General features: G+C 61.6%; 16 protein-coding genes. 9 read left to right on the forward strand and 7 right to left on the reverse strand.

Going from position 1 to position 19,369, the window contains the following annotated elements; translation table 11 throughout:
* Nucleotides 1–8: 8 nt before the first annotated feature.
* From moaA to K3177_RS09570, 5 genes are all read left to right on the forward strand, one after another.
* Nucleotides 9–986: a GTP 3',8-cyclase MoaA gene (gene moaA / locus K3177_RS09550; protein WP_221598049.1), complete on the forward strand. Its 978-nt coding sequence runs from the start codon at nt 9–11 to the stop codon at nt 984–986.
* A gap of 58 nt (nt 987–1,044) precedes the next feature.
* Nucleotides 1,045–1,458, forward strand: a complete 414-nt coding sequence (locus tag K3177_RS09555) for a DUF2946 family protein (protein WP_221598050.1) — start codon at nt 1,045–1,047, stop codon at nt 1,456–1,458.
* Nucleotides 1,459–1,523: 65 nt separating this feature from the next.
* Complete coding sequence (locus K3177_RS09560; RefSeq protein ID WP_420493672.1) at nt 1,524–3,533, forward strand: TonB-dependent receptor family protein; 2,010 nt, start codon at nt 1,524–1,526, stop codon at nt 3,531–3,533.
* A gap of 14 nt (nt 3,534–3,547) precedes the next feature.
* Nucleotides 3,548–4,927 carry a PepSY-associated TM helix domain-containing protein gene (locus K3177_RS09565; protein ID WP_221598052.1) on the forward strand — a complete coding sequence of 460 codons (1,380 nt, stop codon included), beginning with the start codon at nt 3,548–3,550 and terminating at the stop codon, nt 4,925–4,927.
* 132 nt (nt 4,928–5,059) lie between these two features.
* Complete coding sequence (locus K3177_RS09570; protein ID WP_345725380.1) at nt 5,060–5,971, forward strand: ROK family protein; 912 nt, start codon at nt 5,060–5,062, stop codon at nt 5,969–5,971.
* A gap of 45 nt (nt 5,972–6,016) precedes the next feature.
* Here the strand turns inward: K3177_RS09570 and K3177_RS09575 are convergent, their stop codons facing one another.
* Complete coding sequence (locus K3177_RS09575) at nt 6,017–6,826, reverse strand: class I mannose-6-phosphate isomerase (protein WP_221598053.1); 810 nt, start codon at nt 6,824–6,826, stop codon at nt 6,017–6,019.
* Nucleotides 6,827–6,939: 113 nt separating this feature from the next.
* On the opposite strand from K3177_RS09575, the gene K3177_RS09580 reads away from it, so the two are divergent.
* Entirely contained in the window at nt 6,940–9,180 is a 2,241-nt protein-coding gene (locus K3177_RS09580; RefSeq protein WP_221598054.1) for a sensor histidine kinase, read from the forward strand.
* Here K3177_RS09580 and K3177_RS09585 read toward each other — a convergent pair.
* Nucleotides 9,175–9,774: a response regulator gene (locus tag K3177_RS09585; RefSeq protein WP_221598055.1), complete on the reverse strand. Its 600-nt coding sequence runs from the start codon at nt 9,772–9,774 to the stop codon at nt 9,175–9,177. The genes K3177_RS09580 and K3177_RS09585 overlap by 6 nt on opposite strands.
* 326 nt (nt 9,775–10,100) lie before the next feature.
* Complete coding sequence (locus K3177_RS09590) at nt 10,101–11,333, reverse strand: RsmB/NOP family class I SAM-dependent RNA methyltransferase (RefSeq protein WP_221598056.1); 1,233 nt, start codon at nt 11,331–11,333, stop codon at nt 10,101–10,103.
* 56 nt (nt 11,334–11,389) lie between these two features.
* Here K3177_RS09590 and K3177_RS09595 point away from each other — a divergent pair, with 56 nt between their 5' ends.
* Nucleotides 11,390–11,548: a DUF1674 domain-containing protein gene (locus tag K3177_RS09595; RefSeq protein WP_103022359.1), complete on the forward strand. Its 159-nt coding sequence runs from the start codon at nt 11,390–11,392 to the stop codon at nt 11,546–11,548.
* Here K3177_RS09595 and K3177_RS09600 read toward each other — a convergent pair whose 3' ends face one another.
* The 4 genes from K3177_RS09600 to K3177_RS09615 are packed head-to-tail and all read right to left on the reverse strand — an operon-like array spanning nt 11,549 to nt 17,251.
* A complete protein-coding gene (locus K3177_RS09600; protein ID WP_221598057.1) occupies nt 11,549–12,949 on the reverse strand; it encodes a cytochrome P450 in 1,401 nt (466 codons plus the stop codon).
* 38 nt (nt 12,950–12,987) lie between these two features.
* Nucleotides 12,988–14,016 carry a ferrochelatase gene (gene hemH, locus K3177_RS09605; protein WP_221598058.1) on the reverse strand — a complete coding sequence of 343 codons (1,029 nt, stop codon included), beginning with the start codon at nt 14,014–14,016 and terminating at the stop codon, nt 12,988–12,990.
* The gene (locus tag K3177_RS09610) at nt 14,013–16,310 is read right to left on the reverse strand and encodes a xanthine dehydrogenase family protein molybdopterin-binding subunit (protein WP_221598059.1); all 2,298 of its coding nucleotides are present in this window, start codon (nt 16,308–16,310) and stop codon (nt 14,013–14,015) included. Before K3177_RS09610 ends, hemH begins: the two co-directional genes overlap by 4 nt.
* Nucleotides 16,289–17,251 (reverse strand): Mrp/NBP35 family ATP-binding protein, encoded by a 963-nt coding sequence (locus K3177_RS09615; RefSeq protein WP_221598060.1) that lies wholly within the window; start codon nt 17,249–17,251, stop codon nt 16,289–16,291. The genes K3177_RS09610 and K3177_RS09615 overlap by 22 nt, the downstream gene beginning before the upstream one ends.
* Before the next feature lie 76 nt (nt 17,252–17,327).
* Here K3177_RS09615 and hflK point away from each other — a divergent pair, with 76 nt between their 5' ends.
* Entirely contained in the window at nt 17,328–18,506 is a 1,179-nt protein-coding gene (gene hflK, locus K3177_RS09620) for a protease modulator HflK (protein WP_103022695.1), read from the forward strand.
* 1 nt (nt 18,507) lies between these two features.
* Nucleotides 18,508–19,341, forward strand: a complete 834-nt coding sequence (gene hflC, locus K3177_RS09625) for a protease modulator HflC (RefSeq protein WP_103022354.1) — start codon at nt 18,508–18,510, stop codon at nt 19,339–19,341.
* Nucleotides 19,342–19,369 lie beyond the last annotated feature (28 nt).

The following is a 19,369-nucleotide window of genomic DNA, read 5'->3' on the forward strand; positions in this document are numbered from 1 at the left end:
GCGTCGCCATGCACGATGCATTTGGACGCCGGATCAACTACGTCCGCCTCTCGGTGACGGACCGCTGCAACCTGCGCTGCACCTATTGCATGGCCGAGGACATGCAGTTCATGCCGCGCCGGGATCTGCTCACTTTCGACGAAATCGAACGCCTCGCCCTCCACCTCGTCGGCCGCGGCGTAAAGCGTATCCGCCTCACCGGCGGCGAACCTCTCGTCCGCAAGGGCATCGTCGATCTCGTCTCCCGCCTCACAAATCTGCGCGAACACGGACTGGACGAAGTCACGCTGACGACCAATGGAACGCTGCTGCCCGAACTGGCCGCCGATCTGGCTGCCGCCGGCATCCGCCGGATCAACGTCAGCCTCGACACGCTCGATCCGGCACGCTTTGCAGAGCTGACCCGGCGCGACGAATTCGACAAAGTCATGCGCGGCATCGACGCGGCGCGCAGCGCCGACCTCGCCGTGCGCATCAACACGGTAGCGATGCGCGGCGTGAACGACGGCGAACTGCCCGCCTTGCTCGCATGGTGCGGTGAACGCGGCTTCGATCTTGCGATGATCGAAGCCATGCCGCTCGGTGACGTCTCCGTCGACCGCAAGTCGACCCATCTCGATCTGACCGAAGTGCGTAAGCTGCTGCAAGAGCGCTTTACCCTTTCCCCATCCATCCACCGCACCGGCGGCCCGGCTCGTTATTTCGACGTTGCCGAAACCGGCACCCGTATCGGTTTCATCACCCCGCTGAGCGACAATTTCTGCTCGGGCTGCAACCGCATCCGGATCGCCGCCACAGGCACGGTTTACGGATGCCTCGGCCACGATCAGAAGGTCGAACTGCGCGAAATCCTGCGCGCAGAAGGTCCCGGCACCCTGGACGATGCCCTTGATCGTCTGCTGGCCGGCAAACCCCTCCGTCACGACTTCGACATAGACCGCGCCGAGCCTGCCCTTACACGCCATATGAGCGCCACGGGCGGCTGAGAACACGCGCTGCGCGATAGGTGCTGACAACGGACCTTCGATTGCATATGGGGCCGCCATGAAACGCGCTCGCGGCCTGGTTGAAGACCACCGCTATCTCTTGATGCTGCTGCTGGTTCTGGCGTTCTGCGTCCGGGCTGCGATCCCTGCCGGGTACATGATCGCGCCTTCGACCGAAAAGCTGGTCGAGGTTTCCATCTGCCATGGCGGTACCGGCGAGCGCAGCCTCGCTACCATTGCCATTCCCATGAAGGCCGACGCGGACGAAAGCCGGCATTCACCGGACGCGAAAGATACGCATTGCGCGTTTTCCTCCCTCGCCCAGCCCTTGCTCGGCGGCATACCGCCTGTACTGCTCGCGATTGCGCTGGCAGCGATCATTCTGCTGGGTCTGGCGCCGCTTGGCCGCCTGCCCGTTGCGCCCATTCCCTACCTCCGCCCGCCCTTGCGCGGACCACCGGCCTCGATCTGAACCCGTAAACTTTCAGATCAATTGCGCGGGAATGCGTGCGCCGAGCCGCACCGCGCAGCAGGGGAATTACCGTGAAATCTTCTATTTTCGTCCTTGGGACGGCAACCTTCGCCGTGGCCGCGCCCGCTTATGCCGAGACATCCGAAAGCGATGCCGCTGGCGAGTCGGACCGTACGATCATCGTGACCGGTCAGCATGCGTCGAGCGAAGCCAAGCGGCGCGCCGATGCCACGCCGGGTGGCGCCGATGTCGTCACGCATGAAGACTATGCCGACAAGTCGCTGGTGAGCCTGCGCGATGCGCTTGCCTTCTCGCCCGGCGTCTATCTCCAGCCCCGTTACGGCCAGGAGGTTCGCATCTCGATCCGGGGCTCGGGTCTTTCGCGCGGTTATCACATGCGCGGCATCACGCTGCTGCAGGATGGCGTTCCGATCAATCTCGCAGATGACAATGGCGACTTCCAGGAACTGGAGCCGATTTTCTTCGACTATCTCGAAGTATATCGCGGCGCCAACGCGTTGCGCTTCGGGTCGGGCACGCTTGGAGGAGCGATCAATGGTGTGACACCCACCGGCATGACGGCCAGTGGCATGTACCTGCGCGCCGACACCGGCAGCTTCAACACCTGGCGCGGCTTGGCCTCATACGGCGCAGCGAGCGGCGCTGGCGATGTGTGGGCCGCTGTCAGCTACGATCACTCCAACGGCGACCGGGACCATGCCCATCGCGAAAGCCTGCGCTTTCACGGCAATGTCGGGTTGCAGATCGCCGATGGCGTAGAGAACCGCACCTATGCCAGTATCAACCGGATCGATCAGGAACTTCCCGGCGCGCTCGACCTGCCGACCGCGCTGACGGCACCGAAAACCGGCAATTTCGTCAACGATCAGGCGCGTGACATCGACTCTCTGCGACTGCAAAACCGCACCCGGTTCAGCTTCGCCGACGGCCAGCTCGACGCCGGCGTGTTTATCAATGCCAAGTCGCTCCACCACCCGATCTTTCAGGTCGTGGACCAGAAATCCGTAGATCGCGGAGCCTATGCACGGTTCGATTATGCGGCCGGTCCATTCGAACTGACGCTTGGCGGGGAGGCGCGTTTCGGCGACGTCGATTCAAGACGCTTCGTCAACATCGACGGCGAACGCGGAGCAAAGACTTTCGAAGCCAAGCAGGAAGCGCGGACCGCCAACATCTATGGCGAATTCCGCTTCCGTCCAGTCGACCGACTCCAGCTCATTGCGGGCGGTATCTATGCCGATGGCCAGCGCGAACAACATCTTCTCTTCGACAGTTTTGCCGGCGGGGCCACCGACGTCACCGGCTCGGCAGACTTCAACGCGTTTTCACCCAAGTTTGGCGTGCTGTACGAACCGGCCGACGGCATACAGCTGTTCGCCAATTACAGCCGGTCGGTAGAATTTCCCGGCTTCATCGAACTGGCGCAGGTGGCAAGCTTCGTGAATCTCGATCCACAGAAGGCGTGGAGCTTTGAAGTCGGAACTCGGGGGCGTGCGGGGATCGCCGAATGGGATGTGGCCGCCTATCGCGCGGACATTCGCGGCGAGTTGCTGCAATTCAATGTCGGACCAGATATCCCTGCATCGACTTTCAACGCCGATGAAACCCTCCACCAGGGCATCGAGGCGGCGCTCTCCATCGATGTGGGGGAATGGGCCAAGCTGCGGCAGGTGTACCAGTACAGCGACTTCCGCTTCAAGGATGATGCACAATACGGCGATAATCGGCTGCCGGTGGTACCGCGCCATGTCTATCGTGCGGAACTGCGTCTCGGAACCGACAGGATACATGTTGCGCCCAATGTGGAGTGGGTGCCGCAAGGTGCGTGGGTGGACTACACCAACTCTTTGAGAACCGATGGCTATGCGCTGGTCGGTCTATCAGCCGGAGCAACGGTGACCGATGGGATCGACCTTTTCCTCGACGCCCGAAATCTTCTGAACGAGAAAGCCGTCGGCGATATCAGTGCGGCCATAACGGCTACACCGGCATCCGTCGTCTTCTATCCCGTGGAACGCCGCGCCGTCTTCGGCGGCGTACGCGCACGGTTCTAGGGGGAGATAAGACCGTGGCCGATACTGCGACCTACCGTACGATCTGGCGCTGGCATTTCTATGCCGGCCTGTTCGTCCTTCCTTTCATTCTCATCCTGTCGCTGAGCGGGTCGATCTATCTGTTCAAGCCACAGATCGACCGGTGGGAAGAGCGTAACTATCGCGGCCTATCGCTCGAAGGCGCAGTGTCGGCCGACCGGCAGCTTGAAGTCGCACAGACGGCTTATCCGCAAGGCAGCTTTCACCATTACCGCATGCCGGAACATGCTGGCGATGCCGCCATGATCCAGCTTGGTCTACCCGGCGGGGCGCTGACGGACGTCTTTGTTTCTCCGCAAGGCCAAGTTCTGGGTACGCTTGATCCGATCGAACGCATCCCGAATGTCATCGCGACATTCCACGGCTCACTTCTGCTCGGGGATTGGGGCGATCGGCTGGTCGAACTTGCAGCGAGCTGGACCATCGTAATGATCCTGAGCGGCCTGTATCTGTGGTGGCCGCGCCCGTTCAGGGCAGCGGGCACGTTCTGGCCGCGCCTCTCTCTCAAAGGACGTGCGCTGATGAAGGACCTGCACCGCGTGACAGGTTTCTGGATTGCAGGGCTGGTCCTGGTCATGCTTGCTAGCGGTTTGCCATGGGCAGGCACATGGGGCAGCGTCTTCAAATGGGCACGCACCGAACTGGGGCTGGTGGAAGGCCCCCAGGACTGGAAGATCGGGTCGGGTCCAGAGATCGTTCGGCATGAACCGGCAGGCAACTGGATTGCCCCTGCGGCCCATGCCCATGCCGGGCACGATCACGGCGACATGGCAGCGCCAACGATGCCAGCACGACAGGCCACCAAAGGCGATCCGCTGCCGCTCTCAAGCTTCGTCTTGAAAGCCAGTGAAGAAGAAATGGCGTTTCCGGTGCTGGTACTGCCGCCTCACGCCCCGCAGCGTTTCGGTCCGCCAACAGGTGATGTATGGACGATCAAATCGGAAACGCAGAACCGTCCCTTGACGCAAAGTGCCACTTTCGATCCGATTGATGGGCGAGAGGTTTCGCGCACCGACTTTGCAGACAAACATCCGATCGACCGTGCGATCAATTACGGAATTGCCTGGCATGAAGGGCAGTTATTCGGCCTCGCCAATCAGGTCATAGGTCTGATGACCGCATTCGCCTTGATCGGGCTATCGGTGCTTGGCGTGATCATGTGGCTCACGCGAAAGCCGTCGGGTAAACTGGGTGCACCTACAGGATCATCGGTTCCGCATGGTCCCGGTCTGATCATCGTAGTGGTGCTGCTCGGCTTGCTGTTACCCCTGTTTGGCCTGTCATTACTGGCAATTTTGGCGCTCGAACGCGTGGTCGGTCGTTTCGGGAGACGGCGCAGCAAACGCGTGCGATGATTATCGGGAGGGGCGGTGTCCGAACCCGCCCCGCCCGCCTGGCGATCTCGACCAGCCCTGCCGGGCGAAACCCTTGCGCCGCCGGCGACTTCCCCCCACAGATCGACACGTCAATTATTTACGGGAACGACGGTGGCAAATCATCGACAGACCGGCGGGCCATATCTGGCCGGGGTCGAACTTGGCGGTACCAAATGTATATGCGTTCTTGCGGATACATCCGGCGCCATCTTTGCGCGGGAAAGGGTGGCGACGGGGCATCCGAGCGAAACCCTTTCGAGGATCGAGACGGTTCTTCACGGCTGGCGCCGTGAACATGACATCGCGGCAATCGGGATTGCCAGCTTCGGCCCACTCGATACGGATCCCGCCTCCGCCAACTATGGCCAGTTGCTCGCCACTCCCAAGCCGGGATGGGCCGGGGCGGATTTACGCAGGCTACTCTGGGACGTTCCATTCCTGATCGATACGGATGTCAACGGCGCCGCCCTCGCCGAAGGCGTCTGGGGCGCGGCACGCGATCTGCGATCCTGGTGCTATATCACGATCGGAACCGGGGTCGGCGTGGCCCCCATTATTGATCGCCGACCGGTGCTCGGCCTCGGACATGCCGAGGCCGGCCATATGATCGTCCCCTCGCCGCAACAGGGCTGGGCGGGAAGCTGCAGCTTTCACAAGGGCTGCGTCGAAGGCTTCGTTAGCGGGCCTGCATTGGAGGCCCGCTGCGGCAAGCCCGCATCGGACATCTCAGACAGTGACGATATCTGGGACGATGTGGCACAGATCGTTGCGACCCTGTGCCATAATCTTGCTGTAACAGTGGTCCCCGAGCGTATCATGCTGGGAGGCAGTGTCGCTATCAACCGACCATATCTGCTTGAAGTCATTCGGGCGAAGCTGAACGCGAGCCTCGCTGGCTATGCGCACGGCGCTCGGATAGCTCAGATGCCGGAGTTTCTCGTCACCGCGAAGCTGGGCGAAGACGCCGGGCCGCTCGGGTCCATACGCCTAGCGCAATTGGCACTGGCGACATCGGCTCCCTGACGAACCGGCTACCCGCAGCAGCGCCTACGCGCGGTGCAAGCGGGATTACAGAGGTTGGGCCAAGAAACCGAGAGCGCCCGGCGAAAAACAAATCTCACGCGCATCCTGTGCAAACATACACTGCCCGGGCTCAACCCGTTCAGACCCGACAGTTGCCGTACCGCGATATGGCAACACAAAGGCCTTCCCGGAACTGGCGGGCTTATCGTCATTCGACGATCCATCCACCCGCCAAAGGCGGAAGTAAGGGCCGTCAACGAGCAACGCATTGCCCACGTCATCTACTTGGTAATGCAGCGACATGTCGTAAGGTTCGCGCTGTGCGATTGCCAAGGCTTCGTCGAGATGAAGTTCGCGAGGGCGCCCGTAATCGTACAGCCGATAGGTCACGTCTGAGTTCTGCTGGATTTCGATGATGGTGATGCCGGCCCCGATCGCATGTACGGTATTGGCGGGGATGTAGAAGAAGTCGCCCGGCTTGACGTTATGCCAGGCAAGCAAATCCATGATCGACCCATCCTCTGCCCCGCGCTGCACCTCATCGCGCGAAACGGAGCGTTTGAAACCGATAGCGAGCTTCGCCCCGGGCTCGGCATCGAGTACGTACCAGCATTCCTCCTTGCCCGCTCGGCCCAGACCCGCTGCCATGGCCTGATCGTCATTGGGATGTACCTGCACCGATAACCGCTCGCTGGTGAAAATATACTTCAGCAGCAGTTCGTCGGCCTCAGTGGGAGGCTCGAACCAGATTTCCCCAATCGTATCTCCGGGCGTCTTGTCGAACGGCGCCGCGAGCTGCTTCCGCCCCCAAGGCTTTTCGACATGCCGCGTTCGAAGTTGTTCGGTTGCCGCCATTTGCTCAAATACCCATCACCATGGCGATAACGGGTAAACCAAGCGGCCCATGTTGCAAACCAAACTGATTGCGAATTGACACCGACACAATTGCGTAGAAGATTGCGCGCGCAATGGCGTCGCACTCGTGGCTTACCGCATTGGTGGCATTTGTACTGGCTTTCTGGCCACAAGCGTTACGTGCCGATGAATTGCCACCAGCAATCGAACTGAAGCCAAACGTCAGCGCAACGGACGTTGTCGCGCACATCCGCTATACGCGTGACCAGGACGCGATCGAAGGCCTCAGCCTAACGGCTTTCCTGAACGAACGGCTGGAACCGATTTCCGGCAGCGCGGCTCATTTCGGGGCGCCGGGTGACCGGATTGCCCTTGCTATCCGGGTTCGTAACGTGGGCCAAACGGCTGGCAGCTGGATCGTGTCGACCGGACGCGGATCGCTCAGCTATTTCCGCATGTACGAAAGCCGCGGGGATCGTCTCGCTTTGCTGGTCGATGGCACCGATCCTTCGGCGGCAGCGGAAAATTTACGTACCTACCAGGCCTTCAGCAGCGAACTGCTTCTGCAGCCGAACGAGGAACGGACGATCGTCATCGACTTCAGGTCGGAAAACTCGACCTACATGCCGCTGGTCATCCAGACCTATGGCGATTTCTTTTCAGATCGCCGCACGAACATCGCCATGGTGGCAGGCGTTGTGCTGGGCGTTCTGGTACTGATCTTTCTGAATTTCGTTTTCTTTTCCATAACCGGACATCGCGAGTTCGCATGGCTGGCGCTGGCTCAAGCGCTGTTCGCGCTGAATACCGTTCATGCGGAAGGGTACCTGACGATATTCTTCCTGCCGGACAGCCCGATGCTCGGCGTGGCGATAGAAGACGCGATCAAATGCGGATTTGCAGCGGCCATGACGCAGTTCGCCCGCAGCTTCATGCGCACTGCCGAACTCTTTCCGCGGCGCGACATGTTTCTGAAAATCGTGATTGCAGTAAGTCTGCTGGTGATCGCCTTACAGGCCGGGCTGGCGATCTACGAACCTGCTTTGCGCAATGCCATCCATGCCATCGCCTGGCTGGTTGCGGTCGTCGTCGCGCTTTACCTCCCCTTCCTCGCCGTGGCGGGCATGCGGACGATCGGGCGGCAGCTCTGGCCCTTGTTGATCGGTTGGGGAAGTCTCGCATTATTCATCGTATATGCCGCCGTTGCATCGATGGGTGTATTCGACTGGCTGCCGATAAACTGGCATTTGGCAGGCCCCGTCGGATTGTTCGAATCCCTCATGGTTACGCTTGCTCTCGGCCTTCATCTCAAAAAGCTTCAGGCTGACAAGCGCGAGGCGGATAGCAATTATGCGCAATCGATGGCCGAGCGCCTGGCGATCAGCGAAGATGCGCAGCGTCTTGCCGAAGAGAAAGCTTTCGCGCTGGCCACCGTGAACAGTCAAAACGCTTTGCTGCACGCCTCGGGCCATGACAGTCAGCAGGTTATTCTGGCGCTTAACAGTGCAGTTCATGTGCTCGATGAAAGCGGCGATCGCGACAACCGCGAACTGGCCGACATGCTCCGAAGCTCGGCAGACTATCTGGCTGAAATCGCAACGACGACGATGTCGGGCGCTGCGATCGTCGGAGAGAATTCTGGTGCGGCGACTTTGAGCTGCTTCAGTCTGCGCCATCTGGCTGAACCGCTGATCATGATGTTCCGCGGTTCGTTCGCCGCCAAGGGACTGACGCTGCAGGACGATATCGAAGAGGGCCCCAGCATCGTCTCCGACCGACCGGTACTTATGCGTGCTCTCGCGAACATCTTGAGTAATGCCTACACCTACACCAGTTCCGGCGGCGCCCGGCTATCCATGCGCGTGACCGGCGGTAAGCTGATCATTGAGCTAACGGACACCGGCGAAGGCATCGAGGAAAGCGTGCTGAAACAATTGCACGACGATTACGCCAACCGCGCAACGGCAGGAGAGAAACGCCAGGGTACCGGTTCCGGGTTCCGGTCGGCCAAGCGCCTGATCGAAGGATTGGGAGGGGAACTGACTATCGTGGCGTCCGGACCCGACGGCACCACTATTCGCGCCATCCTCCCCGGAGCCTTCGAGCAGAACCGGTCGTGCACGATCGCCGAGCTCGAAGGCCGGGCGCCGGGATGGCACATTATCGATGTGGACCGAGTACCGGCTGACCAAACATCGATCGCACGTCGGGTGGATGGGCGTAAGCTTGCAGCCGCAACCTACGACGATACTACCATAACACGAGGAAGGCTCAGTCGATCTGTCGATGTCATCCTGATAAAGCCGCTCTGCTGCGAAATGGCCGACCATCCCCTGCTGAAGCGTGAATCATAGCAGCTTTAGCTCCTGCGCCCGGTCAACGATCTTGCGGTTGCTAGGCACGTCGAGCTTCCGGCGCAGTTCGGCAATGTGGAAAGAGACTGTCGGCTGCGCGATCGACAGGCGGTAGGAAATCTCTTTATTGGTTTCCCCCTGAGCCAGATAATGAAGGATCGCCATCTGGCGCGGAGACAAAGCGATCTCTGGAGCCTGCACCGACGCCAGCCCCCTTTGCATCATTGGTGACAGATAGACTTCACCATCGAGAGCAGCATCGCACGCGCGTAGAATTTCCGCCGCAGGCTCGCTTTTACTGACGGCACCTCGAGCGCCCAGTTTAAGCGCGTACTCGATCTCCGTGAACTGCGTTTCGCCGGTCAGGATAATCACGGTCATGTCACTGGAGCCGACGATTTCCGCCAATACGTTTATGCCGCGCAGGCCAGGCATATTCATGTCCAGCACCACCAGATCGACCTCCTGCGAGCGAACGAAGGCGCTCACTAGTGCCCCATTGTCGAGCACGCCGACAATTTTATAGCGATCGCTCGTGGCAAAGACGGAACGCAACCCGCCCTGGGCTATCGGGTGATCATCGACAATCAGCACCTTGCAGGGATCCGAAGCGCGGCAATTGCCCGGTTCCGAACTGACTGCATCCCTCACGATGCAAGGGAACCTTGAGAATTTGAACGACCGGGAAGCAGGTGAGCGCGCGGCACGGAAAACCTCTCGACCGGAATGCAGTCCGCTCATCAGTTTGGCGCAAACAGATACGCAATCAACCCTAAATTAATTCGGCTTGCGACTCTTCTCCGCGCGTGGGCAAATCAAGGTGCGACCCGGAGGGCGTAACAGCCCTTTTACCTTTAGCGCCTCGCCTTCGGGCGGGGCGTTTTTTCTGGGCCTTACCCCATCGTTGAAATCGCGAAGCGCTATGTACCCCAGCGCGCGATGAAAAATCCGTCGAGGCCACCAGCTTCCCCAAGCATGCCCGGATCGGTGCGCAACCAGCCTTCGGCGGTCGGTTCGAGACCAGCCGGAAGATTCTGCGACCCGATCGGCAGCGGCGCAAGATCGACGGCGCTCGTCTGATCTTCGCCTTCTTCGCGCTCCAGCGAACAGGTTGCGTAGACGAATATGCCACCCGGCTTAAGCCATCCCTTTGCCCGGTCTAGCAGGGCCGCCTGCAGTTCTGCCATTTCCTCTATCTGCCGAGCGCCGATACGATGCAGCACGTCTGGATGGCGCCGCGCGGTGCCGGTGGCTGTACACGGTGCGTCCAGCAGAATCGCGTCGAACTGATGTTTCGGCTCCCATGTTAGCGCATCCGCGCGCACGGTGCTGGCCGCAAGCCCGGTGCGTTTCAGATTGGATTTGAGCAGTTCGAGGCGCCGCTTGGATATATCGAGCGCGGTGACCTTCCAGCTCTGCGCCGCCAGTTGTAAAGTCTTGCCGCCCGGTGCTGCACACAGGTCGAGCACGTGGCGGCCTTCTCCATCTCCAAGCAGCCTTGCTGGGAGAGACGCGGCGATGTCCTGTACCCACCAGGCACCTTCGGCAAAGCCTGGCAGTTTTTCGATGTTGTCGCCTCGCGCCAGGCGCAAGTGGCCCGGCATCAGGCTGTCTGCAGATAGCTGAACCTGCCAGCGCTCCGTCTCTGCCGGATCGCGCAAGGTCAGATCGAGCGGCGGTGGATCGGCAAGTCCGACTGCGATGGACGCGGCACGATCGCCCCACCGGGCAGCGACCTCTTCGGGCAAGGTCGGGGCGGGCGGCAAAGCGACCTCGCGTTTGGTGAGCGTAGAGAAAACTCCATGCGCAAGCCGCCTTGGACCGCCGGCCAGCAAATCCAGCCCCGTCGCCACAACGGCGTGCGGCGGCGTCTGGAGCCGAAGCCATTGAGCGAGCATCATGCGCAAGACCATCCGCACCTTGGCATCGTCGGGCAGAGGCTTTTTCGTGGCGCTGTCGATCAGCCCGTCGAGATCGACCATCCAGCGCAGGACCTCGGCGGCAATCGCGCGGGCGAGAGCCTTGTCTTCGAACTTGCGCACGTCCTTGGTCGCGCCGTTGAAGGCGATGTCGAGCGTTTCACCGCGGCGTAGGACTGCATCGAGCAGGCGCAGCGCGGCGCGGCGAGCATGGATACCTTGGAGTTCAGCCATTGGCCGCGCCCTTACGCGGACTTGCGCAATGCCGCCAGCACCATCATCTAGAGGACATGACGAAGCAAGAGAGCAAGCGTCCGCAGGGTTTCGAAAAGCCCGCGCACTGGACCAACGATCCCCCGCCCGAACCGAAAAAGGGGACAGACGAGGAAGAACTGAGTCCGACCCGCTACGGCGACTGGGTCAAGGATGGTATCGCGATCGATTTCTGATCAGAGCGCTATCAGCCTGATCTTCAATCCATCTTTCGGCTTCGGGATTGGCCAGGCCTGCCATTCCGGATCACCATCGGCCAGTTCTACCCGGTAACGCGGCAGCAGCTGCGCCATCAATGTCTTGACCTGCATGTAGGCGAAGTGGAGGCCAAGGCACATATGCGCGCCGCCACCAAACGGTACCCAGGCATATTTATGGCGCGCCTTTACCTGATCTGGCGTGAAGCGAAGCGGATCGAACTTTTCCGGTTCATCCCAGTACTCTTCGCTATGGTGCGTCCAGTGGATATTGATGCCGACGGGCGTCCCGGCAGGAATTCGGTAACCGCCATACTCGAATTCTCGCAAGGCACGGCGTGGCATGGACGGCACCGGGGGAACGAAGCGCAAGGCTTCCTTGAACGCCATTTCGGTAAGTTCCAGCTTGCCCAGATCCTCGTAAGCAAGGTCGCGCGGTCTCCCGTCAGTGCCCGTACCACCGGTTACGGCCTCCACTTCCTGCCGCAGCTTTTCCTGCCATTCAGGGTTCTTGGCGAGCAGCCACAATAGCGATGTCGCGCTCGACGTGATCGTGTCGTGCGCGGCCATCATCAGAAAATTCATGTGATCGACGACTTCGTCGACAGGCATCAGGCTACCGTCGTCATACTCGGCCGTGGCGAACTGGCTGAACATATCCTGCCCCCCGCCCTCGGACCGGCGGCGATGCGTTTCCTGCGTGAAATAGTCGACGAGGAACGCCCGTCCATCGACCCCTTTCTTCATCTGCGTGAAGGGAAGCGGTTTGCGTACGGGCGCCACGCTGGCTTGCACCATGTCGACAAATGCCCGGTTGATCCGGTCTGCTTCCGGGCCCCAGGAAATGCCGATGAAACTGTCTGCCGCAAGATCCAGCGTCAGTTCCTTGATCGCGGGGTAGAAGCGCATGTCTCCCGCGCCCCATTTCTCGACCTGCCGGCCGATCCCCCGATTGAGTGCATCGGCATAGTGGCGCATCGGTCCCGGCTTGAATGCGATCGACAGCGCGCGGCGGTCGGCCCGGTGGTGATCGAAATCCATCAGCATCAGCCCACGAGGGAACAGCCGATCCAATATGGGGCCCCACCCCTGTTCGGAAGAAAACAGCTTCTCGCGGTCGAAGAGGACCAGCTCATTGGCGTCCGCCCCGATCAGCGCCACGTTCCAGCCGCCAAAGGCCTTGTTCTTGTAGACCCGGCCATATTTGGCGAGCATCGCCTTGGCCATGCCATGAGGATCCGCAAGCATTCTGAAGGTATTGCCGACAAGCGGCCAGCCTTTTTCGCCCGGGATATGAGCAAGCGTATCCTCATCCGGATTGCCCTGCGTCCAGTGCGCGGGTGCAGCGTCGATGGATTGATGAGCGGCAAGCGTAGCCATAGGTAGCTCCTGACAACTTACCTTAGTGTAAGTAATTCCTAGGCGCTAATCCACCCCGACAATTCGCGCCGTAAGAGCGTCTCGAGCATGGCGAGGCCGGGATCGGATGCGTTCAGGCATGATAACGCGGCAAAATGCTCGCCGCCGGCATCGGTAAATTGCTCGCGGCCCTGGATCGCCAGCTCTTCCAGCGTTTCCAGGCAATCGGCAGAAAATCCCGGTGCAGCGATGGCCAGTCGTTTCGTGCCCGCCTTTGCCTCTTCCGCCAGCACCGTATCCGTTGCGGGTTCGAGCCATTTCGCGCGGCCGAAACGCGATTGGAACGTGGTTCGGAATTTAAGGCCTGGCCTGTGCAGCTTCTCCTGCAGGAGGCGCGACGTCTTCTGGCAATGGCAATGATACGGGTCGCCAAGATGCAGTGTGCGTTCGGGCATGCCGTGGAAGCTCAGCAGGAGCACTTCCGGTTCGAAATCGAGCCCATCGAGCTGCTTCGACAAATCGGATGCGAGCGCATCGATATAGGCGGGATCGTCGTGATAGGGTGGCAGAGTGCGCAGCGCTGGTTGCCAACGCATTGTCCGCAGATAATCCGCAGCCTTGTCCACAACGGTGGCTGTCGTTGCCCCGGAATATTGCGGGTAAAGCGGCGCGAGCAGAATTCGCTCGCAACCGGAATTTTTGAGAGCCTGCAATCGGTCCGGAATCGATGGCGTTCCGTACCGCATGGCCCAGTCGACGTTTGCTTCGTTCCCCAACCTCGCCTGCATAGCCTCGGCCTGCTGACGCGTAATCACCGCCAATGGTGACCCAGCGTCGGTCCAGACCTGGCGGTAAGCATGCGCACTTTTCTTGGGCCGGGTATTGAGGATGATGCCGCGCAGAATGGGCTGCCAGGCAATGGGCGGTATCTCGACAACTCTTCTGTCGGAAAGGAACTCCGCGAGATAGCGTTTGACCGCCCCAGGCTCTGCCGCATCCGGCGTACCCAGATTGACGAGAAGAACGCCGATCGCCCCGGATTTCACCGGCGGATGGTCGGCTGGAAGCTGTTGATCACGCCAGGTCATATGCCCTCCGAAAGCAGTGGCAGACGGCGAAAGCGGACTCCGGTCGCAGAGTAAAGGGCATTTGCAATTGCAGGCGGAGCAACCGCCACGCCGAGTTCGCCAGGATCGAACGCGGGCGCATCGCTGGTAATGAACTCGACAACGATGTCCGGACAATCCGCCAGCGTCGGGAGCGACAGTCCCGACAGACGGTTTGGCACAGGTTTGCCGTCTTCATACGCGATGCTGGACCCGGTCGCGAGGGAAAGGCCGAAGATCAGGCCGCCTTCGATCTGCTGCCGGGCGATGTCATGATTGACGATCCGTCCGATATCGACGGCCGCATGCAGTTTCGTGACACGTACCCCGCCCTCGCCCAGCGCAGCCTGCGCCACGCAGGCAATACGCCCGCCGCTGTCGGGAGAGCCCATTCGGACCATGGCCAGCCCCTGACCGGTGCCGCGTCTGCCGCCATCCCAACCGGCAAGCCGGGTTGCCCGGCGCAGGCAATCGGCCATGCGCGGCATGCGGCCCAGCATCTCCATGCGATAAAGGAATGGATCACGCCCTGCGCGTTCTGCCAGTTCATCGATGAAGCATTCGGTAAAGAACGCTGTGTAGGCCGGCGCATTGCCGCGCAGTCGCCCCGTTGGAAATGGCAATGAAACGGGCAAATGATCAATCGCCACGTTATCGATCGCATAGGGCGGAACGGCGCCTTCACAGGCCAGCACGTCAGCTTTCCCCTCGGAGTGTTTCATTGCAGCTTCGGCGGTCTTGCTGTCGAACAGCCGTCTGCCGAATTCGCGAGCGGTGGCGGGCATGGCAAGGCGTGCGCGCCATGCGGCTATGCGCCCACCGCTGGCAGGCACGAATGCGGCCTCCATGCGCGCACTGACCGGGGTGCGGACCGGCACCGACTGAAATTCCTGCACGCGAGGCCATGTCAGTTGCACCGGTCGGCCAACCTCTTTGGCGATCTGCGCGACTTCGATGGCATGCCGCCTCTCGAGACGGGCGTCGAAGCTCCCCCCCGCCGCCGTGGGATAGAGAACGACATCTTGCGGTGACAGTCCGATCGCCTTTCCCGCCGCCCGGCGCGTCATTTCCGGTGCCTGTGCGGCAATCCATAATTCGAGCGTGTTGCCGTCGAAACGCGCGGTGGCGCTGGCCGTCTCGATGGCAGCGTGCACTGCCGGAGCGACCGTGTAGGTTTCCGCATAATCGGCACGCGCCAGCAGATCGTCGGCATCGCCCACATCGATGGTGCGTTGGGCATCGACGGCACCATGCGCTGCCTCCAGTGCTTCCATCGCGGCGTCGCTTTCCACAGCGCCGTCCCCGCCGAAGACGGGCCGGATTTTGCGTAACGCCTGCTCGGCGATCCACCAGCTCTCGGCTGCTACTGCGAGGTATTTCTGCGACTTCACCACGGCGACGACACCCGACATGCCAGCAACCGCCTCGGTGTCGAACCGCAGCAGGTGCGATGCACCGAGAGGGCCATGCCTGATCGATGCATAGACCATTCCCGGCAACCGGATGTCGCCTGCGAAAAGGAAACTGCCATCGACCTTTGCAGGAAGGTCGAGGCGGGGGAAAGCCGGGGCAAGTTCGGCTTCGGCAGGCGAGGGATCTTCGGCGGCGCGTTCGACCTTCACCGGGGGCGGTTCGGGCGGATCGAATTGCGCTGCATCGACCACCAGATCGCCGAATGCAAATTGCTGGTCGCCATGGCGGACGAGGCCGCCAACAACTTCGCATTCCTCCCAGTCGACATTCCATCGCGCTGCCGCTGCCATGGCGAGCAGGGACCGTGCGGTGGCAGCAGCTTCGCGCAGGGGTGGCTCGTATCCTGCCAAACTAGTGCCATCTGCCGTGGCGATGAAGGCGTTGCTGCGGGCGAAGTTTTCCGCCAGCCGACTGCCAGGATCATCGGCAAGACTAGGCAGATTGGACCAGAGCGGCGCCCATTTCGCAGCGAGAGGAACATTCGCGTACAGGCCGGAAGGCGGCGCGGGCTCGACGGCAATCTGTCGCCAGTCCGCGCCAAGCTCGACGGCCACGACCTGCGCGAGCAAGGTAGTGACCCCCTGCCCCATCTCCAATTGGGGGACGGCTACCGTCACCACGCCATCCCGGCCGATGGTGATCCAGCCGCCGAATTCGCGCTCGTCCGGTCTGGGCGCTAGGGGGCTCGAATAGTGACGCGGCCAGAGCCACCACGCGACAGCAAGCCCGCCACCCGCCGCTGCGCCTGCAATAAGGCCGCGCCGGGTCACAGGGAGCTGGCTTAACTTTTCGCGCCAATCCATTCGTCGACCTTGGCAGCGATATCGTGAAAAGGCTTCGCGAGCGCATCATCGCCTGCGGCCGGCGGTGTACCGCGATCGCTTCCCTGCCGAATGGCGAGGTCGAGTGGGATGCGGCCGAGAAAAGGCAATTCCAGCCGTTCCGCCGCCGTTTCCACTCCGCCCTTGCCGAAAGGGTCAGAAACCTCGCCGCAGTGCGGGCAGGCATAGCCGGCCATGTTTTCAACCAGCCCGATGACCGGCACGCCGGCCTGGTCGAACAACTGGCCCGCCCGCGCCGCGTCGATCAGAGCGAGGTCCTGCGGCGTCGAGACGAGGACGGCGCCCATGGGCTTGTAGCGCTGGAGCATGGTGAGCTGGACGTCGCCGGTGCCGGGGGGCAGATCGACCAGCAGCGTATCGACATCGCCCCAGTGGGCATCGATCAACTGCGAGAGCGCATTACCCGCCATGGGCCCGCGCCATGCAAGCGCGCGGCCCGGCTCCACGAGATGGCCCATGGACAGCATCGGAACGCCGAAGGAACTTTCGATCGGGACGAGCTTCTTGTCGCGCGCGATGGGTTTTTCGCCCTGATTTCCAAAGATCACCGGCTGCGACGGGCCGTAGATATCGGCATCGACGAGCCCGACGGCGCGGCCCGTTTTCTTTAGCGCGATGGCGAGATTGGCAGTCAGGGTCGACTTGCCGACACCGCCCTTGCCGCTGCCGATGGCGATCAGGCGGCGCTGCTTGCGCTCCGCAGTCATGACGATGCGGACGTCGGAAATGTCGTCATACTCTAGCAAACGGGTGTCAATCAAACGTTTGATTTCGTCGCGTTGATGCTCGTTCAGTCCGGCAGCGTCGACCACGGCAATAGCCCTGCCGTCCTTGACGGAAAGCGTGGTGACGTGTTCGGCAAGGCCGGCGGGAAGTAGCGATTTCGGGTCGGTCGAACTCATGGGCGAGGCTGCTGTAGCATCGAAAAGCGCGCGGCAACCCCTGTTTTTCCGCCGAACCACACCTATAAGGGATCGCATGAGAATTTTTGACGGGTTCGGACACAGGATTTCCCTGGCAATGGCGGGCAAGAAAAGCCCTTGGGGCGGAGGCTCCGGGGATGACGGCGACAGCGACGGCGGCAAGCCGACGGGTTCGGAAGGCGGCGACAAGCCGAAAGGTCCGCGCAATCCATGGCTGCCACCCGGTAGCGGCGGCGGCAGCGGCGATGGTCGCCGCGGCCCCAATATCGAGGATATCTTCAAGAGCCGCGGTCCCGAGGGCCCACGGCGCCGCGGCGGCGGTGGCGGTGGCCCCGGCGGTCCGAACATGCGCTTCCCGCAGCGACCCGGCGGCAAGAGCTGGTTCCCGATCGCCGTGATCGCGATCATCGGCATCGGCGTGCTGGCTACCAGCGTGCATCTGGTCGGCCCGCAACAACAGGCAGTGGTCAAGACGCTCGGTAATTATACCCGCGCCATGCAGCCGGGTCTCAATTTCTCGGCCCCCTTCCCGATCGAAACGGTCGAAGTCGAAGATGTCGAAGGTGTGCGTTCCGTCCGCATCCCCGGCAACGACAATCAGGCCAAGCTGATCCTGACCGGCGACCAGAATCTGGTCGACCTGAGCTATATCGTGCGCTGGAACATCAAGGACCTGTCGGACTTCAAGTTCCGCGTTGTCGATCCCGTCGACACGGTCAACGAAGCGGCGGAAGCCGCCATGCGCGCGGCGGTTGCCGAAACCGAGCTGGATGAAACCTTTTCTGGCCAGGGCCGCGCCGCGATCGAGCTGGATGTGCGCGAGCGCATGCAGCGCACGCTCGACGGGTACCGGGCCGGCGTCAACGTGCTCGGCGTCGAAATCGAAAAGGCCGACCCGCCCGCACAGGTCGTCGATGCCTTCCGCGACGTGCAGGTCGCCGAACAGAATGCCGATGCCGCCCGCAACCAGGCGCGCGGTTATGCGCAGCAGGTTCTGGCACAGGCACAAGGTGAGGCGGAAGCCTTCGACAAGGTGTACCAGCAGTATCGCCTTGCCCCGCAGGTCACCCGCCAGCGTCTTTATTACGAAACCATGGAGCGTGTGCTGAGCCAGACCGACAAGACCATCGTCGAGACCGGCAATGTGACACCCTATCTGCCGCTTCCCGAAATCCGGCGACGCGCCCAGCAGAGTTCACCTGCCACCGTTGTGACAGCACCGGAGGGCCAGTGACATGAGCAACTTTTTGCAGAACCACCGCTACACGGTCATCGCATTGGGCGTATTGCTCGTCATCTTCATGATGAGCGCCTACATCGTGCCCGAGGAAGAACAGGCCGTCATCATCCGCACCGGTGAACCGGTCGGCACGGTCAACACGCCCAACGGCACGACCAATGCGGGCATTTATTTCCGCGTACCATTCATCGACAGCGTTCGCCGCGTCGAGAAGCGGCTGCTCGATCTGGAAATGACCGACGAGGAAGTGCTGTCCGCCGACCAGCAACGTCTGCTGGTGAACGCCTATGCCCGTTTCCGCATTACCGACCCGGTCCGCATGGTGGAACGTGCCGGATCGACGGACGGCGTGCGCAACGCGCTGCAGCCGATCCTGAACTCCGTCCTGCGTCAGGAACTGGGCCGCCGGACGTTCCAGGCCATGCTGACGGCAGAGCGCGGCAGCGCGCTGGCCAATGTCCGCGCCAATCTTGACCGCCAGGCGCGCCAGTATGGTGCTGAAGTGGTCGATGTGAAGATCATGCGCACCGACCTGCCCGAAGCGCCGTTGCAGTCGGCCTTCCGCCGCATGGAATCCGACCGTGCCCGTGAAGCGCGGACGATCCGGGCGCAGGGTGACCGCGATGCCCGCATCATCCGGGCCGATGCCGATGCGGAAGCCGCGCGGATCTATGCCGAAAGCTTCGGTCAGGATGCGGAATTCTACGATTTCTACCGTGCGATGCAGAGCTACGATGCGACGTTCTCCAACAGCGAGAATCCGTCGGAGAGCAGCATCATCCTGTCGCCGGACAACGAGTATCTGCGGCAGTTCCGCGGTCGGCGTTGATCGTTCGTCGAACGATCCCGGTGCCGTT

This window comes from Qipengyuania pacifica (genome assembly GCF_019711555.1).
Classification (GTDB): Bacteria; Pseudomonadota; Alphaproteobacteria; order Sphingomonadales; family Sphingomonadaceae; genus Qipengyuania; species Qipengyuania pacifica.

What these genes read in the sequence shown, in the direction of transcription:
- hflK (WP_103022695.1), top strand. Translation starts at nt 17,328, where the DNA reads ATGAGAATTTTTGACGGGTTCGGACACAGGATTTCCCTGGCAATGGCG.
- K3177_RS09580 (WP_221598054.1), top strand. Translation starts at nt 6,940, where the DNA reads ATGGCGTCGCACTCGTGGCTTACCGCATTGGTGGCATTTGTACTGGCT.
- hflC (WP_103022354.1), top strand. Translation starts at nt 18,508, where the DNA reads ATGAGCAACTTTTTGCAGAACCACCGCTACACGGTCATCGCATTGGGC.
- K3177_RS09615 (WP_221598060.1), bottom strand. Translation starts at nt 17,251, where the DNA reads ATGAGTTCGACCGACCCGAAATCGCTACTTCCCGCCGGCCTTGCCGAA.
- K3177_RS09555 (WP_221598050.1), top strand. Translation starts at nt 1,045, where the DNA reads ATGAAACGCGCTCGCGGCCTGGTTGAAGACCACCGCTATCTCTTGATG.
- K3177_RS09610 (WP_221598059.1), bottom strand. Translation starts at nt 16,310, where the DNA reads ATGGATTGGCGCGAAAAGTTAAGCCAGCTCCCTGTGACCCGGCGCGGC.
- K3177_RS09590 (WP_221598056.1), bottom strand. Translation starts at nt 11,333, where the DNA reads ATGGCTGAACTCCAAGGTATCCATGCTCGCCGCGCCGCGCTGCGCCTG.
- K3177_RS09595 (WP_103022359.1), top strand. Translation starts at nt 11,390, where the DNA reads ATGACGAAGCAAGAGAGCAAGCGTCCGCAGGGTTTCGAAAAGCCCGCG.
- K3177_RS09600 (WP_221598057.1), bottom strand. Translation starts at nt 12,949, where the DNA reads ATGGCTACGCTTGCCGCTCATCAATCCATCGACGCTGCACCCGCGCAC.
- K3177_RS09575 (WP_221598053.1), bottom strand. Translation starts at nt 6,826, where the DNA reads ATGGCGGCAACCGAACAACTTCGAACGCGGCATGTCGAAAAGCCTTGG.
- hemH (WP_221598058.1), bottom strand. Translation starts at nt 14,016, where the DNA reads ATGACCTGGCGTGATCAACAGCTTCCAGCCGACCATCCGCCGGTGAAA.
- moaA (WP_221598049.1), top strand. Translation starts at nt 9, where the DNA reads ATGCACGATGCATTTGGACGCCGGATCAACTACGTCCGCCTCTCGGTG.